This is a genomic window from Paractinoplanes atraurantiacus (assembly GCF_900215205.1).
GTDB classification, from domain to species: domain Bacteria; phylum Actinomycetota; class Actinomycetes; order Mycobacteriales; family Micromonosporaceae; genus Actinoplanes; species Actinoplanes atraurantiacus.
In genome coordinates, this window is sequence record NZ_OBDY01000031.1 from 22,346 (window position 1) to 37,390 (window position 15,045).

The following is a 15,045-nucleotide window of genomic DNA, read 5'->3' on the forward strand; positions in this document are numbered from 1 at the left end:
ATCGAGTGACCCGCCGCCTCGGCGGATCATCGAGGCCGGGAGGCCGGGAGGTCAGCGCCGGCGGGGGATCACCAAGGGAGTGCCGGTTCGGGGATGGGGGAGGACCTCCACTTCGTGGTGGTAGACGTCGGTCAGGAGATCTTCGGTGAAGATGTGGGCGGGTGGGCCCTGCGCCCTCACCCGGCCGGCGGCCAGGACGTAGACGCGGTCGGCGTAGGCGGCGGCCAGGCCCAGGTCGTGCAGGACCACGATCACCGAGGCGCCGGCTCGGGAACGTTCCCGGGCCACCTGCAGGACCAGCTCCTGATGGCGCAGGTCCAGGGCGGCGGTGGGCTCGTCCAGCAGGAGCACCGGGGTGCGCTGGGCCAGGACGCGGGCCAGGGCGACCCGCGCCTGTTCGCCGCCGGACAAGGCCTGGAAAGGGCGGGTGGCGAAGGCGGTGACCTCGGTGCGCAGCATGGCTTCGGTGACGGCCTCGTCGTCCTCCGCCGCCTCGGGGCGGCCGGCCCACGGGGCGCGGCCCATCCGGATCACCTCGCCGACGGTGAAGGGGAAGGACAGCGCTGACTTCTGCGGGAGCACGGCGCGCTGACGGGCCAGATCGATTCGTTTGTACGAACGCAGGTCGCGCCCGCCGATCTCGATGCGGCCCCCGGTGGGCAGATCACCCGAGAGGGCGGCCAGCAGTGTGGATTTGCCGGCGCCGTTCGGGCCGACCAGGGCCACCACCTCACCGGGATCCGCGTGCAGGTCGACGCCGTCGACGACCTTGCGGCCACCCAGGGTGACCTCGATGCCGGTCGCCTTCATCCCCAGCCTCCGGACTTGGCCCGGGTCCGGCGCAGCAGCCAGAAGAAGGCGGGGCCGCCCACCACGGCGGTCAGGACGCCCAGCGGGAGCTCCTGGTAGTCGATGGCGGTGCGGGCTATCAGGTCGCCCAGGACCACGACCACCGCGCCGCCCAGGGCGCTCGCCGGCATCAGGACTCGATGGCCGGGGCCGGCGACCATGCGGATCAGGTGGGGAACGACCAGGCCCACGAAGCTGATGATGCCGGTGAAGGCCACGGCCGAGGCGGTCAGCAGGGCCGTGGCGGTGATGGCGATCAGGCGCAGGCGTTCGGTGTCCACGCCCAGGTGGCGGGCGGGGGCCTCGCCCAGGGCCAGCAGGTCGAGGCGGCGGGCGATCACGGCGGCCACGGCCAGGCCGACGAGGGCGCAGGGTGCGGCGACCGAGACGGCGCCCCAGGTGGCCTGGGCCAGGCTGCCCAACTGCCAGAAGGCGATGGCCCGGACGCCGTCGTCGTCGGTCAGGAACATCAGCAGGCCGAGCAGGGCGCCGGCGGTGGCGTTGACGGCCACGCCCGTCAGGACCAGGGTCACGACCTCGGTGCGGCCGTTGGCGCGGCTCATCGCGTACACCATGAAGGTCGTCAGGATTCCGCCCAGGAAAGCGGCGGCCGCGGTGGTCCAGATGCCGAAGACGGTGACGCCGCTGACGATGGCGGCGGCGGCGCCGACCGCGGCGCCCGAGGAGACGCCGATGACGCCGGGCTCGGCGAGGGGGTTGCCGAAGACGCCCTGCATGAGCGCGCCGGCCGTGCCCAAGGAAGCGCCGACGATCACGGCGAGGGTGACGCGGGGGAACCGGACGAGCCAGAGGGCGTTCTCGCCCTGCACCGCGGACGGCATCGGGCCGAGGTCGACGCCGAGGCGGTGCAGCAGGGAGCCGGCCACTTCGGCGGGGGAGATGGGCACCTGACCACGGCCGGCGGCCAGGAGGCAGACCGCGATCAGGGCGACGGCGAGGCCGCCGATCAGGCCGATGCGGGCCGGCCCGCGAAGGTGGGCGGGAACCCGGAGACGCGGCGCCCATGCCGATTTCGGCGGCACGGACGACGGCGTTTCGGAGGCGGGCGACGGCGATTCAGAGGCGGGCGGTGTGGTCAGCTGCATGGGCCGTAGACCGCCTTTGCCAAAGCCTCCACGGCCTTGCCGGTGCGGCCGCCGAAGTTCAGCAGGACGCCGTCGTCCATGTCGACGATGCGGCGGTTGATGCCGGCCGGGGTCTGCGCGACGCCGGGGAGCTTGAGGAGGCCCTCGACGCCGTTCACGGAGTTGAGGCCCTCGGTCATGACCAGGATGACGTCGGGGGCGGCGTTGATCAGGCCCTCGCTCGTCAAGGGGCGGAACTTCGTCAAGCCGGCGGCGGAGCCCGCGTCCTCGGCGCCGATCGCCTCGATCATGGCGTCGGAGCCGGCGTCCTTGCCGCCGATCAGGAAGACGCCGGCGGTGCCCCGGACGTACAGGAAAGCGATCTTCAGCTTCTTGCCTGTCGTGGGCGCTGTCTTCTTGGCGGCGTCGATCTCGGACTGGACGCGCGTGACGAGGCGCTCGCCGGCCTCGGGCACGCCCAGGGCGGCGGCGACGGCGCGGATGTGCTTCGGGACGCCGGCCATGGACTGCTGGTCGTCGATCATGACGACGGGGATGCCGGCCTTGCGGATCTGCTCGAGCGCGGTCGCCGGGCCGATGCTGTCGTCGGCGAGGATCACGGTCGGGTCGAGCTTGAGGACGGCCTCGGCCGACAGGTCGTGGCCCTGCGGGGTGACCAGGGGGAGCTTCGCGGCGGCGGGGAACGTGGTCGAGGTGTCGCGGCCGACCACATGGGAGCCGAGGCCCAGGCTGAAGACGAGCTCGCCGAGCGAACCGTAGAGGTTGACCGCGAGGATGCGGTCGGCGCTCTTCACGGTGACTTTCCGGCCGTCGGCCGACGCGACGGTCACGGGCAATTGGGGTACGGGCTTGGGGTCGAGCGGGGTGACGTCCTCGCCGGCCAGCTTGGCGGTCGCGATGCCGCAGCCGTTCGAGGCGGCGGCCGGCTCGGCGCCGACCTCGCTCACCGAGGTGCAACCGGTGAGCAGGAAAGCCGCCAGAGCAACAGCGGCGGTGGTACGGCGGTTCACAGTTCCTCCTTGACGCCGCCGGCCGCGCCGACGGGGGTGCCGCCGGCCGCGGCGAGGGGACGCCGGCGACGGAGCCGGCCTATTACGGCAGCGCCGAGCATGCCGGCGATGAACGCCCCGCCGATGGCCCACCAATGACCGAGCGGGGTGGCCGAGCTCGTGCGGTTGAGCGCGATCGAGTCCACTGTGTCCACGGCGACGGCCGTCGTGGCGGCGGGCGGGGCCGCGGTCGCGAGCTGAACGCTGGGTGGCCCGGCCGGGGTCTTCTTGCTGCCGCCGGCGGTCGCCGCGGCGGTTGGAACGGCCGCGGGCGCTGCCGTTTGCGCGGGGGCGGCCCTGGTTGCCGCGGGTGCGTTGGCCACCGGTGGTGCCGCGAAGCGCACGGGGATGCGTACATCCTGAGATCTGTCGCTTGTCCGGGTGTGGTCGTTGCGGGTGACTATCGCGCACGTCTTCACCGTGCAGTCGACGTCGCCGATCATCTGGCTGACGTTGATGCTCACCGTGAACGAGCCGCCCTTGCCGTACGGCTTGGCCAGGCCTTCGCCGTACGACGGTGGGTTGGAGGAGATCCAGGCGGACGAGCCGGAGGAGCCGGACATGTCCGCGCCCCCACCGCACGGCGAGGGCACCGCGCCCGCCCCGTTGTCCACACAGAACGCCACGTATATGCCCTTGGTCACGTCGTAGCCACGGCCCGAGACCGTCACGGTCTCGCCGGCGCGCTTCAGGCCTTTGGTCTTGGAGACCGAAAGATGCTTCGCGGCCTGCGCGGGTGCGCCGACGCCGAGGGTGGCGAGCAGGACCGAAGCAGTGACCGTCACCGCTGCGCGGCCGATGCGCACTGTGCCTCCCAGCGAAATTTGATCTTGCTTTTGATCATGAGTTTAGGTGAGGCTACCCTAACCAAGCTCGCTGCTGCGGGCGCAACCAACCATGGAAGGAACTCTCATGGGCACAACCCACGGCCCGAAGCGGGTCGCGCTCTGGGTCGGTGCGATCACCGTCGGCGCCGCCGCCGCGCTGACCGCCACCGCTCCCGCCCTGGCCGCTCCGGTCAGCGTCGGCGGTGGCACTCTCGACTGGGGCTTCAAGGCGTCGTTCCGCGCGTACGTCTCCACCGGCAACGGCAACCCGCCGATCGCGGTCAGCAACGGCGCCGTCCGCAACGCCGACGGGACGTTCGCCTTCGCGGCCAAGAGCGGCACGTACGACGCCGCCGCCGGCACGGCCGAGGTGAAGTACGGCGGCACCCTCGTCTTCTCCTACCCGGCCCACCTCTTCGAGATCACCGTCTCCAACCCCACCGTCGTGGTGGACGGCGACGGCACCGGCTCGCTGAAGGCCGATGTGGACCTCGAGGCCAACAACGGCACCACGGACCAGCACCTGGTGCAGGCCGAGGTGGCCACCCTGGTGACCACGGCCCCGTCGGTCGAGGGCGGTGCCGTCAAGTTCTCGAACCTGGGCGCCACCCTGACCGCCGCGGGCGCCAGCGCCTTCGCCGGCTTCTACACCGCCGGCACGGCGCTCGACCCGGTCACGGCGTCGGCCTCCGCCTCGGCGACCGACCCGACGGACCCCACCGGCCCGACCGACCCCGGTCAGGGCGGCAACTCGGCGTCGCAGACGATCAAGGCGGCGGTCACCGGAGGCGCGTTGACGCTGACCTCCTCCGGCGCGCAGGTGGCCCTCTCGGCGGCGACGCCGGGCCAGTCCGCGACCGGAAACCTGAACGCGGTCACGGTCAGCGACCTGCGCGGCACCAACGCCGGCTGGGACCTGGTCGGCCAGGTCACCGACTTCACGTCGGCCGCCGGCGGCGCCATCCCGGCGAACAATCTCGGTTGGACGCCGACCGCGGCGGTTGCGAGCAGCAGCCTGAAGGCTGCCGCGGGCGTGCGGAACGCGGTCACCCCGGGCAGCCCGGCTGCCCCCGGCTCCGGCCTGGGCACCAGCCACACCCTCTGCAAGGCCGCGACGGGGAGCAGCCTCGGCAGCTCCACCTGCGGCGCGGCGCTCGAGCTCGGCGTGCCCGAGTCCAGCGCGGCCGGTGAGTACAGCGCCGTGCTCACCCTGACGCTCGCCTGATCTGCCGAGGCGGGACCTGAGACCGGCCGGGGATACCGAAATTATCCCCGGCCGGCTTGGTACATCGTAAGGAGCAACATGATCGTCCGAGGCGCGCTGGCCGCGGTTCTTCTGTTACTGCTGGTCCCGGCGCCCGCGCAGGCGGCGCCCGTCATCCAGAAGGAAGAGGGCGTGCGCTGGTCCGTGCAGCCCTCCACCGCGAAGGGCCCGGACGGCCGCGACTACATCACCCGGCGGGCCACACCCGGCGAGCGGCTCACCGACTACGTCGGCATCACCAACCTGACGACCAAACCCTTGACCTTCAAGGTGTACGGAACGGACGCGTACACGACCGAGGACGGCTCGTTCGCGCTGCTCGCCGCGGCGCGGAAGCCCACCGACGTCGGCTCGTGGATCGGCCTGGCCGCGACCAGGTACACCGTTCCCGCCAACACCCGGCTCGACGTGCCGTTCTCGGTCACCGTGCCGGCCAACGCGACCCCCGGCGACCACGCCGGCGGGGTGGTCACCTCCATCGCCCAGGAGACGATCGGCGCCAACGGCCAGAAGGTGCTGGTCGACCAGCGCGTCGCCGCCCGCGTCTACCTGACCGTGGCCGGTGCGGTCGCGCCGCGGCTGACCATCGACAACGTCCGCATGGAGTACCACCAGTCGGCCAACCCGGCCGACGGCGGCTCGATGACCGTGCGCTATCTCGTGCGCAACGCCGGGAACCTGCGGCTGAGCGGCACCGGCTCGGTCAAGGTGACCGGCCCGTTCGGCTGGAAGCTCGCCCAGACCGGCGCCATGGACATCCCGGAGCTGCTGCCCGGCGGCTCCATCACCATCACCGAGAAGATCACCGGCGTCCAGCCGACCGTGCGCCTGGCGGCCAATGTCGACGTCCAGCCGGTGTATTTCGCCGAGAAGCTCCCGGCGGTCGCCCGCGCCACCAACGTGTGGGCGTGGCCGTGGGCACTGATCGCCGTCATCGGTGCCGCCCTGCTCTACGTCGCTTTCCGGTTCGCCCGCCGTCGCCGCAAGCCCACCCCACTCGCCAAGGACGTGACCCCATGAGCGATTTCGCCGCCCGTCTTCGCCGCGCCACCATGGTCGAGCACCGTGAGGCCGAGAACCGCAGCTTCATCTCGCGCCTGATGGCCGGTTCGGTGCCCCGCGAGGGTTTCGCCGCCCTCACCGCGCAGTACCTCCACATCTACCGCGAGCTCGAAGCGGCCGCTGTCGCCATGTGCGCGAACGAGCACGGTCGCGCGTTCGCCGATCCGGCGCTGTTCCGGGTGAAGACGCTCGAAGCCGACCTGGCCCACCTGTACGGCCCGGGCTGGGAGACCGAGATCGTGCCGACCGAAGCAACCGTGCACTACGTCGAGCGTTTACGGTCGTTCGCGCACGACAGCGCACCGCATTTCATCGCCCACCACTACGTGCGCTACCTGGGCGATCTGAGCGGCGGCCGGCTCGTCGGCAAGTCCGTGGCCCAGACCTACGCGCTGGGCCGCGCCGGCACGCGGTTCTACTCGTTCGACGGCATCGAGGACGCCCGCACGTACAAGATCGCGTACCGGGCGCGGCTCGACGCGCTGCCCTTCTCCGACGAGGAGGCCGCCACCACGATCGACGAGGCCCAGCTGGCGTTCCGCCTCAACGCGGCCGTCTTCTCCGAGCTCGGCACCGCATACCCGGAGGATGTCGTCCCGGCCGCCTGACCGCCTACACCTCGAGCGTCTGCTCGATGATCCGGAGCTTGTGGCGGGCCATCGCCAGGTTGGCGTTGTCCCGCCGCAGCACCAGATAGATGAACAGGCCCTGCCCGTTGCGCCCGGTCACCGGCCGCATCAGGTGATATTGCGTGTCCAACGTGACCAGGATGTCCTCGATACCCTCCTGGATGCCGAGCATGTCCATCGTGCGCAGCTTGGCCCGGAGGACCTCGGTGTTGACCGCGGCCGCCACCGACACGTCGAGCTCGTTGGTGCCGCCCGCCGTGCCGAGCGCCATACCGCTGCCGTGATCGACGACGGCCGCTCCGATCGCCCCGCCGACCTGCAGCGCGTCCTTGAGCGCCACGTCCATCTCCGCCATGTCCGACCCTCCACAGTGTCGTCGCCTGACCCGATGGTGTCCGACTTTTTCGATACGTCGTCGCACTCGCTGTCCGGTCCGCTCCGCGCTGTGAGGCGAAGCTCATTCCGTACGCCGGAGAAGTTGCAGTTGTTTGCAATTCGGGTCTTTATGGAGTGCGCGTGTCGGTGCCGCTGTATCAGGCGAAGGCGGAGATGTTCCGGGTCCTCGGTCATCCGGTCCGCATCCGCGTCCTCGAGCTCCTGCAGGACGGCCCGCGCCCCGTGCGCCATCTGCTGACCGAGATCGACATCGAGGCCTCCGGCCTGTCGCAGCAGCTGGCGGTCCTCCGGCGGGCCGGCGTGGTGGTCTCCTTCCGGGACAAAGGCCTGGTGATGTACGCCTTGAGCACCACCGCCGTGGCCGACCTGCTGGCCGCGGGGCGGCGCATCCTGCGCGAGGTGCTGACCGACCGGGACGAGCTGCTCAAGCTCCTGTCTTGATCACCGAGACGGCACTGACCGGCGTGGGGTTGAGCCGGCTCATGGTGGTGCCCTTGTCACCCCAGGAGCCGTCGGCCCAGCGCGCTTCCCGCTCGGCGAGCAGCGCGTTGTAGGTCGCGCTGGTCAGCCGGTCGAGCCGCAGACTCCAGGTGACGCCGGTGCCTTCGGGCTTGGTGGACCCCAGATAGATGGTGTACGGGGCGGCGACTCCCTCGACGATGTCCACCTTCCCGTCGAGATAGCAGCGCCCGTTCACACAGACGAGCACAGCAACGACAGTGCCGGTCGCCTTGACATCAGCGGCGGAGACGGTGAAGCGCGCGTCGAACGGGTACGGCACTTTGCTCCCACCGGCCGGTGCCACGATGCGGGTGGTCGTCTTGGCAGCCGGGATCGGGGCTACGGGCTTCGCCGGCGGTGTCGCGACCGGCGCGCTCGTCTGCGGCCGATCGGCCGACGGCGCAGCGGTTGCCGCCGTTGTCCCGGTCCTGGCCGCGGCCGTCGAGGGCGTTGCCGGCCGGGCCGAGGGCGCGGCCGGCGGCACGGCGGCCGGCGGCGCCTGCGTCGGGGTCTGGACCTGCGCCGCTGCCTCCGAGGCGGCGGGAGCCGCAGCGGGCTCCGCGGGCTCTCCGGGCCGCGCGAGAACGGCCGTCGCCGCGATCACCGAGCCGACCAGGATCCCCGCCGCCGCGATGATCCAGGATTTCCGGCTCGAGGTCCCTGGCACGACGGCCGAGCTGATCGGTGTGCCAGAGGTGAGAAGCGGCGCCTTGGAGGGCGGAAGCGGCGCGGCCGGCCCGGGAAGTGCCGTGTTCGAGGGCGGAAGCGGCGCGCCCGACGCGGGGAACGGCGTGTTCGAGGGCGGAAGGGGCGCGCCGGACGCGGAGAGCGGTGGGGCGGGCGTGGGCACTGGCGTGTTCGATTCGGGCAGCGGTGGGATCGGCTTCTGCGGTGGCGCCGGGATCGGGGATGTAGCCGGCGGTGCGTCCGGAATGGTGATCAGCGGTGGCGCGCCCTCGTTGGCCGCGCCTGCCGTCTCGGTGCCGGCGGCCAGGTAGGCGCGGGCGTGCTCGACCACCCAGTGGTCCTGGCCGAGGGCCGCTGGGCCGTTGGCGGTCACCTCGGCGAAGCTGGTTCGGGCCACGTGGCGGTTGCCGAGCTCCTCGGCCACGGTGCCCAGGTCGTACGCCAGCATGACGGCGAGGGGATCGGACGGGGCCAGCCGATGGGCCGCGGCGCGGGCCTCCTCCAGGAGGCGGCGGGCGGACATCGGGTCGCCGGCCTGTGAGCGCAGCGTGGCCAGGTCGCGCATCGCCGCCAGCAGCTCCGGGTCGCCCTCGGCCAGGGCCGCGCGGTTGCTCTCCACTGCCCGTTCGAGCAGCTCGCGCGCACCCTCGGGGTCTCCCGCCCCGGCCAGATCCTGAGCCTTCTTCCGTGCCTGGGGGAGCGCGTTGATCTCGAACACCACGCCATGCTGCCCGTCGATGGCGTCCGGCGCCACCCCGGGGTCAGGACGGCTGCGGCGCGGTGAACAGGGTGACGAGGCTTCCGGGGGTGTTGGCGCCGGTGACCAGTTCGAAGTCGCGGGCCGCCTCGACGGCCTCGGCCTCGGAGCGGGGGAACAGGGCGCTCTCGTACTCGGTCAAGGCGGCCTCGATGTCGTCCGGGTGGGCGGCGATCGCCTTGGCCAGCTCGGCGCCGTCGTACATGGCCAGGTTGGCTCCTTCGCCGTTGGGCGGGGACAGGTGGGCGGCGTCGCCCAGCAGGGTCACGCCGGGAGTCCGGGGCCAACGGTGGCCGATGGGCAGGGCGAAGATCGGGCGCAGCACCGGCGGGGTCTCGCCGTCGGTGATCAGGGCGGTGAGCTCCGGCGCCCAGCCGGCGAACTCGGCGGCCACGCGGGCGGTGGCCGCGGCGGCGTCGGTGAAGTCGATCGCGGCGAACCACTCCTGGGGGCGGGCCAGCGAGACGTACGTGTGCAGCACGCCGTTCGCCTCACGGTGGGCCTGGATGCCGCGGCCGGGCTCGGGAGCCAGCAACGCGCCCTCGCCGACCGCCTTCGCGGCGGCCGGGTGGCGCTCGTCGGCGTCGTACAGGTAGGTCTCGACGAACGAGGTGCCGTAGTACGCGGGCTTGGCCTCGGAGAGCAGCGGGCGTACGCGGGACCAGGCACCGTCCGCGCCGACCAGCACCTCGGCCGTGACGGTGGAGCCGCCGGCGAACGTGACCTCGTGGCGGCCGTCGCCGAGCGCGCGGACGCCGGTGACCTTGTGGCCCCACCGCACGGTGCCCTCGGGCAGGGAGTCGAGCAGCAGGCGCCGCAGGTCGCCGCGGAGGATCTCGGGGCGGTGGCCGGTGCCGTCGTCGGGCTGGTCGAGCAGGACCGTGCCGTCGTGGGCGAGGACGCGCGTGGCCTCGGCGCCGCTGTGGACGAGGGCGCGGAACTGGTCGTACAGGCAAGCGTCTTTCAATGCCTGTTGGCCGTTGTGCTCGTGGATGTCGAGCTGGCCGCCCTGCGTGCGGGCGGCGGCGGACTCGTCGGCCTCGTAGACGGTGGCGGCGATGCCGTTGACGTGCAGGACGCGGGCGAGCGTGAGGCCGCCGAGGCCGGCCCCGATGATCGTGATCATGATGGATTCCCTCTCTGGAACGTTGTTCCAAACTAGCTTGGAACGGCGTTCCGGGCATGTCAAGATGGGGAAGTGGCGACTAGGACGCGAAACACAGACGACGCGCTCTCGGCCGAGCGCATCGTCGGCACGGCGATCGAGATGCTCGACGAGGCCGGCGAGGGCGGGCTGACCTTCCGGGCGCTCGCCGCGCGGCTGCGGACCGGGGCCGGCGCCATCTACTGGCACGTGGCGAACAAGGACGAGCTGCTCTCCGCGGCCACCGCGCAGGTGCTGGCCGGCGCGATCGCGGCCGAGGTGGCCGAGCACGCGCCCGAGGAGGCGATCCGGGCGCTGGCCCGGGGGGTCTTCGACGCGATCGACGAGCACCCGTGGGCGGGCACCCAGCTGTCCCGCGTGCCGGTCCAGCCGGTCATGCTGCGCATCTTCGAGCGCCTCGGGCGGCAGATCCAGGCGCTCGGCGTGCCCGCGGCCGACCAGTTCACCTGGGCGTCGGCGCTGCTCAACTACATCCTGGGCGTGGCCGGGCAGAACGCCGCGCTGGCCCGCGCGGTGGCGCCGGGCACGAACCGGCCCGAGTTCCTCGGCGCGATCGCCTCGGAGTGGGCGGGTCTGGACGCGGCCGAGTTCCCGTTCATCCGGTCCGTCGCCGGCCAACTGCCGGCCCACGACGACCGCGACCAGTTCCTGGCCGGCATCGACCTCATCCTGGCCGGCATCGCCGCCGCGCGCGGTCAGTAGGTGGCGCGGCCGCCGCTGATGTCGTAGACGGCGCCGGTCGAGAACGAGACCCGGTCCGAGGCGAGCCAGGCGATCAGCTCGGCCACCTCGGACGCCTGGCCGGTGCGTTTCATCGGGATGAGGCTGGTGATGTGGGCCAGGGCCTCGGGCGAGGTGGCGGCGTTCATCGGGGTCTCGATGACGGCCGGTGCGATCGCGTTGGCCAGCACGCCGGTGGTGGCGAGCTCCTTGCCCAGCGACTTGGTCAGGGCGATCACGGCCGCCTTGGAGGCCGAGTAGGGCGACATGTACGGGTTGCCGTCCTTGCCGGCGATGCTGGCGAGGTTGACGATCCGGCCCCACCCACGTTCGATCATGCCGGGCACGAAGGCCTGACAGGTGTTGAACGTGCCCATCACGTTCACCTCGAAGGTGCGGCTGAAGCCGTCCAGCGGAATCTCCCACAGCGGCCCATTCGGCCCGACGATTCCGGCCGAGTTCACCAAAATGTCGATTTGTCCAACCTGGGTGGCGGCGGCGCTCACGGCGGAAGCGTCGGTGACGTCGACGGTGAACGACGCGCCCGGAGCAAGATCCCATGTGATGACGTCGATGCCGTCGGCGGCCAATCGGGTGGCGGCGGCCGCGCCGAGACCGCTCATACCGCCGGTGATGACAGCGGTACGTCGCTCAGTGCGACTCACGTGAGACCCGATCGCCGCTGGACCCGAGAAGGAAGTCCAGGTCGGCCCCGGTATTGGCCTGCCCGACCGTGTCCACGTACAACTTCTCCCATCCGCGGCGAGGGGCGGCGAAAGCCTCGACGGTGGCCGCGGAAGGGGCGCGCGCCAGCAGTTCGGCGTCCGGGATGTCGACATACAACTGCCGGGCCGGCACGTCGAGCACGATGACGTCCCCGGTCCGTACGAGCGACAGCGGCCCACCGGCCGCCGCCTCCGGGGCGACGTGCAGCACCACCGTCCCGTATGCCGTCCCGCTCATCCGCCCGTCGCAGATCCGCACCATGTCGCGCACCCCGAGCTCGAGCAGCTTCTGCGGCAACGGCATGTTGGCCACCTCCGGCATGCCCGGATAGCCCTTGGGACCGCAACCTCGCAGCACGAGTACGGAATCGGCGGTCACCTCGAGGCCGGGGTCGTCCAGGCGGGCGTGCAGGTCTTCCACCGAGTCGAAGACGACCGCCGGTCCCCGGTGCTGGAGCAGTTCCGGCGAGGCCGCGGCCGGTTTGATGACCGCGCCGTCCGGGGCCAGGTTTCCGTAGAGCACCGCGATGCCCGCGGCCTCCTGCAGCGGCGAGGTCCGGGCCCGGATCACCTCACGGTCGTACACCAGAGCGCTGTCCAGATATTCCGCCAGCGGGCGCCCGGTCACCGTCAGCGCCGCGGGGTCGAGCAGGTCGCGAATCTCGGTGAGCACCGCGTGCAGGCCACCGGCGCGATAGAAGTCGTCCATCAGGAACCGCCCGGCCGGCAGCAGATCGACCAGCAGCGGCACCTCCGATCCGACCGTGTCGAAATCGTCCTGCGTCAGCTCGATGCCGAGCCGCCCGGCGATGGCCAGCAGATGCACGACCGCGTTGGTCGACCCGCCGAGCGCCGCCAACGCCACGATCGCGTTGAGAAAGGACCCCCGGGAGAGAACGGTCGACGGCCGCCTCTCCTTCTGCACCATCTCCACGATCAGCACGCCGGTCTCGTGCGACATCTCCAGCAGGCGGCTGTCCGGCGCCGGCGTGCCCGCGATGCCCGGCAGCGTCATGCCGAGCACCTCAGCCAGCAGCCCCATCGTCGACGCCGTGCCCATGGTGTTGCAGTGCCCCCGGCTGCGGATCATCGACGACTCGGACCGGGTGAACTCGGCCGCGCTCAGCGTCCCCGCCCGCACTTCCTCCGACAGTTTCCACACGTCGGTGCCGCACCCCAGCGGCACGCCCCGGAAGGTGCCGGTCAGCATCGGCCCGCCCGGCACGACAACGGCCGGCAGGTCGACCGACGACGCCGCCATCAGCAGCGACGGAATCGTCTTGTCGCAGCCGCCGAGCAGCACGACCCCGTCGATCGGGTTGGCCCGCAGCATCTCCTCGATGGCCATCGCCGCCATGTTGCGCCACAGCATCGCCGTGGGCCGCACCTGCGTCTCGCCGAGCGACACCACCGGCAGGTTCAGCGCGATGCCGCCGGCCTGATAGATGCCGCTCTTCACGGACTCGGCCACCTCGTTGAGGTGGGCGTTGCACGGTGTCAGATCCGAGGCGGTGTTGGCGATCGCGATGTGCGGCCGGCCGTCGAAGGCGTCCGCCGGCAGCCCTCGGCGCATCCAGGCCCGGTGGATGTAGCTGTTGCGATCGTTACCGCCGTACCACTCAGCGCTCCGCATGGCCGGACTCTAACCCTCTCGGCGCCGATGCAGAAGCCCTCTTTCACGATGACGGAACATCGGTCTAATATTCGGAACATGACCGAGACGCAGGACGAGGCACGGCTGGTCGGCGCCGACCGCGTGCTGGCCGTCCTGGCCGAGCTCGCCCGGCACGCCGACGGCGTCGGCCTCGACGAGATGGCCCGCGCCATGGCCAGCCCCAAGCCCACCGTGCATCGCGCTCTCGCCTCCCTGCGCCGGGCCGGCTTCGCCGCCCAGGACGGCCACGGTCGTTATGTGCTCGGCGACGAGTTCCTGCGGCTCGCCTTCGCCCACCACGAGGCCCGGCCCGACCACGTCCGCGTCGTGCCCGTGCTCCAGGCGCTCAGCGAGCGCTACGGCGAGACCGCCCACTACGCGACCCTCGACGGCCGCTGGGTCGTCTACCGCTCGAAACTCGACCCGCCCACCGGCGCGGTCCGCCTCTCGTCGGTCGTCGGCGGGCGCAACCCGGCGCACACCACCGCGGTCGGCAAACTCCTGCTCTCCGGCATTCTCCGCAGTGAGCAGGCCGTCCGGGACTGGATCGGCGACATTCCGCTGACCACCCCGACGCCGACGTCGATCGGTTCGGCTCCGCAGCTGTACGAGGAGTTGGTGCGCACCCGGGAGCGCGGCTTCGGCGTCGACAACCAGGAGAACGAGGCGGGCGTGAACTGCCTGGCGGTGCCGGTGTTCCTGAACTCGCCGTCGGCGCCGAGCGGGGCGGTCAGCGTGAGCGCGCTGGCCTACCGGACGCCGCTGGAACGGCTCATCGAGGACGTGCCGGTCATTCGAGCGATCGTGGAGGATCCAGCATGAGCGCCCGCTTCGAGGCCCAGGTGGCGTGCTCACAGACGTACACCCTGGGAGAGGGACCCCTCTGGGACCGTGACCGAAACCGGCTTCTCTGGGTCGACATCGAGGCCGGCCTGGTCTGCGCGGGCAAGCTCGACCGCCGCACCGGCGCCGTCCGCGTCACCGAGACCTGGGAGTTCAACGACCTGGCGTGCGCGGTCGCCGTGGCCCGCGACGGTGACCTTCTCGTCGCCGAGAGGCACCATCTGACCTGGGTACGCCCGGACGGCAGCCGCGAGCGCCTGACCCGCCTGGTCGACGGCGAGGGCAGCCGCCTCAACGACGGCGCGGTCGACCCGCAGGGCCGCTTCGTGGTCGGCAGCATGGCGCTGGACGGCCGCCAGGAGCAGGAACAGCTGCTGCGCTGGGACGGCGCCGGCATCACCGTGCTCGACGACGACCTCACTTTGTCGAACGGGCTCGCCTGGAGCCCGGCCGGCGACCGCCTCTACAGCATCGACTCGATCCCCGGCGTCGTCTACGAGCGCGACTATCCGGGCGGGGCCCGCCACGAGCTGTTCCGGGTCACCGACGGGCTGCCCGACGGGCTCTGCGTCGACAGCGACGGCAACCTGTGGATCGCCGTCCACGAGCGGGGCGAGGTCCGCTGCTTCACACCCCGCGGCGAGCTCCTCGCCACCGTCACCGTCGCCGCGCCGAAGACGACCAGCGCCGCCTTCGCCGGGCCCGATCTCGACGTTCTCGTCATCACGGCCGCCGACGGCCCGCTGTTCACCGCGCGGGTCGGCGCAGCCGGCCTGCACACGCCGTACTGGCACCACTAGGGAGAAACACG

At 71.7% G+C, this 15,045-nt stretch carries 16 protein-coding genes; 7 read left to right on the forward strand and 9 right to left on the reverse strand.

Going from position 1 to position 15,045, the window contains the following annotated elements:
• Positions 1 to 51: 51 nt before the first annotated feature.
• From CRP55_RS54140 to CRP55_RS42380, 4 genes are read right to left on the reverse strand one after another with little or no spacing between them, the layout of a single operon-like run.
• Entirely contained in the window at positions 52 to 810 is a 759-nt protein-coding gene (locus tag CRP55_RS54140; protein ID WP_218854909.1) for a heme ABC transporter ATP-binding protein, read from the reverse strand.
• Positions 807 to 1,955, reverse strand: a complete 1,149-nt coding sequence (locus tag CRP55_RS54145; protein WP_218854920.1) for a FecCD family ABC transporter permease — start codon at positions 1,953 to 1,955, stop codon at positions 807 to 809. The genes CRP55_RS54140 and CRP55_RS54145 overlap by 4 nt, the downstream gene beginning before the upstream one ends.
• On the reverse strand, positions 1,946 to 2,965 hold the full coding sequence (locus tag CRP55_RS42375) for a heme/hemin ABC transporter substrate-binding protein (protein ID WP_245923721.1): 1,020 nt from the start codon (positions 2,963 to 2,965) through the stop codon (positions 1,946 to 1,948). Before CRP55_RS42375 ends, CRP55_RS54145 begins: the two co-directional genes overlap by 10 nt.
• Positions 2,962 to 3,810 carry a hypothetical protein gene (locus CRP55_RS42380; RefSeq protein WP_097327672.1) on the reverse strand — a complete coding sequence of 283 codons (849 nt, stop codon included), beginning with the start codon at positions 3,808 to 3,810 and terminating at the stop codon, positions 2,962 to 2,964. Before CRP55_RS42380 ends, CRP55_RS42375 begins: the two co-directional genes overlap by 4 nt.
• Positions 3,811 to 3,916: 106 nt before the next feature.
• Here CRP55_RS42380 and CRP55_RS42385 point away from each other — a divergent pair, with 106 nt between their 5' ends.
• The 3 genes from CRP55_RS42385 (at position 3,917) to CRP55_RS42395 (ending at position 6,765) form a co-directional block, all read left to right on the forward strand.
• Positions 3,917 to 5,056 (forward strand): HtaA domain-containing protein, encoded by a 1,140-nt coding sequence (locus CRP55_RS42385; RefSeq protein WP_097327673.1) that lies wholly within the window; start codon positions 3,917 to 3,919, stop codon positions 5,054 to 5,056.
• Between the two features lie 78 nt (positions 5,057 to 5,134).
• Positions 5,135 to 6,115: a WxL protein peptidoglycan domain-containing protein gene (locus tag CRP55_RS42390; RefSeq protein WP_097327674.1), complete on the forward strand. Its 981-nt coding sequence runs from the start codon at positions 5,135 to 5,137 to the stop codon at positions 6,113 to 6,115.
• Positions 6,112 to 6,765, forward strand: a complete 654-nt coding sequence (locus CRP55_RS42395; RefSeq protein ID WP_097327675.1) for a biliverdin-producing heme oxygenase — start codon at positions 6,112 to 6,114, stop codon at positions 6,763 to 6,765. The genes CRP55_RS42390 and CRP55_RS42395 overlap by 4 nt, the downstream gene beginning before the upstream one ends.
• Positions 6,766 to 6,769: 4 nt before the next feature.
• On the opposite strand, the gene CRP55_RS42400 is transcribed toward CRP55_RS42395, so the two are convergent.
• Positions 6,770 to 7,141 carry a hypothetical protein gene (locus tag CRP55_RS42400; protein WP_097327676.1) on the reverse strand — a complete coding sequence of 124 codons (372 nt, stop codon included), beginning with the start codon at positions 7,139 to 7,141 and terminating at the stop codon, positions 6,770 to 6,772.
• Positions 7,142 to 7,302: 161 nt separating this feature from the next.
• On the opposite strand from CRP55_RS42400, the gene CRP55_RS42405 reads away from it, so the two are divergent.
• Positions 7,303 to 7,623 (forward strand): ArsR/SmtB family transcription factor, encoded by a 321-nt coding sequence (locus CRP55_RS42405; RefSeq protein WP_097327677.1) that lies wholly within the window; start codon positions 7,303 to 7,305, stop codon positions 7,621 to 7,623.
• Here the strand turns inward: CRP55_RS42405 and CRP55_RS52510 are convergent.
• The gene (locus CRP55_RS52510; protein WP_179855578.1) at positions 7,607 to 9,088 is read right to left on the reverse strand and encodes a tetratricopeptide repeat protein; all 1,482 of its coding nucleotides are present in this window, start codon (positions 9,086 to 9,088) and stop codon (positions 7,607 to 7,609) included. The two genes, CRP55_RS42405 and CRP55_RS52510, sit on opposite strands and share 17 nt — an antisense overlap.
• 43 nt (positions 9,089 to 9,131) lie before the next feature.
• Positions 9,132 to 10,253, reverse strand: coding sequence for an FAD-dependent oxidoreductase (locus CRP55_RS42415; RefSeq protein WP_097327678.1), 1,122 nt, complete (start codon positions 10,251 to 10,253; stop codon positions 9,132 to 9,134).
• Between the two features lie 72 nt (positions 10,254 to 10,325).
• Here CRP55_RS42415 and CRP55_RS42420 point away from each other — a divergent pair, with 72 nt between their 5' ends.
• Entirely contained in the window at positions 10,326 to 10,994 is a 669-nt protein-coding gene (locus tag CRP55_RS42420) for a TetR/AcrR family transcriptional regulator (RefSeq protein WP_097327679.1), read from the forward strand.
• On the opposite strand, the gene CRP55_RS42425 is transcribed toward CRP55_RS42420, so the two are convergent.
• Both CRP55_RS42425 and CRP55_RS42430 read right to left on the reverse strand, forming a co-directional pair.
• Positions 10,988 to 11,677, reverse strand: a complete 690-nt coding sequence (locus CRP55_RS42425) for an SDR family NAD(P)-dependent oxidoreductase (RefSeq protein WP_281260852.1) — start codon at positions 11,675 to 11,677, stop codon at positions 10,988 to 10,990. The two genes, CRP55_RS42420 and CRP55_RS42425, sit on opposite strands and share 7 nt — an antisense overlap.
• Complete coding sequence (locus tag CRP55_RS42430; protein WP_097327681.1) at positions 11,664 to 13,370, reverse strand: IlvD/Edd family dehydratase; 1,707 nt, start codon at positions 13,368 to 13,370, stop codon at positions 11,664 to 11,666. Before CRP55_RS42430 ends, CRP55_RS42425 begins: the two co-directional genes overlap by 14 nt.
• Positions 13,371 to 13,448: 78 nt before the next feature.
• Here CRP55_RS42430 and CRP55_RS42435 point away from each other — a divergent pair, with 78 nt between their 5' ends.
• Entirely contained in the window at positions 13,449 to 14,213 is a 765-nt protein-coding gene (locus CRP55_RS42435) for an IclR family transcriptional regulator (protein ID WP_097327682.1), read from the forward strand.
• Entirely contained in the window at positions 14,210 to 15,034 is an 825-nt protein-coding gene (locus tag CRP55_RS42440) for an SMP-30/gluconolactonase/LRE family protein (RefSeq protein ID WP_097327683.1), read from the forward strand. The genes CRP55_RS42435 and CRP55_RS42440 overlap by 4 nt, the downstream gene beginning before the upstream one ends.
• Positions 15,035 to 15,045: the final 11 nt, after the last annotated feature.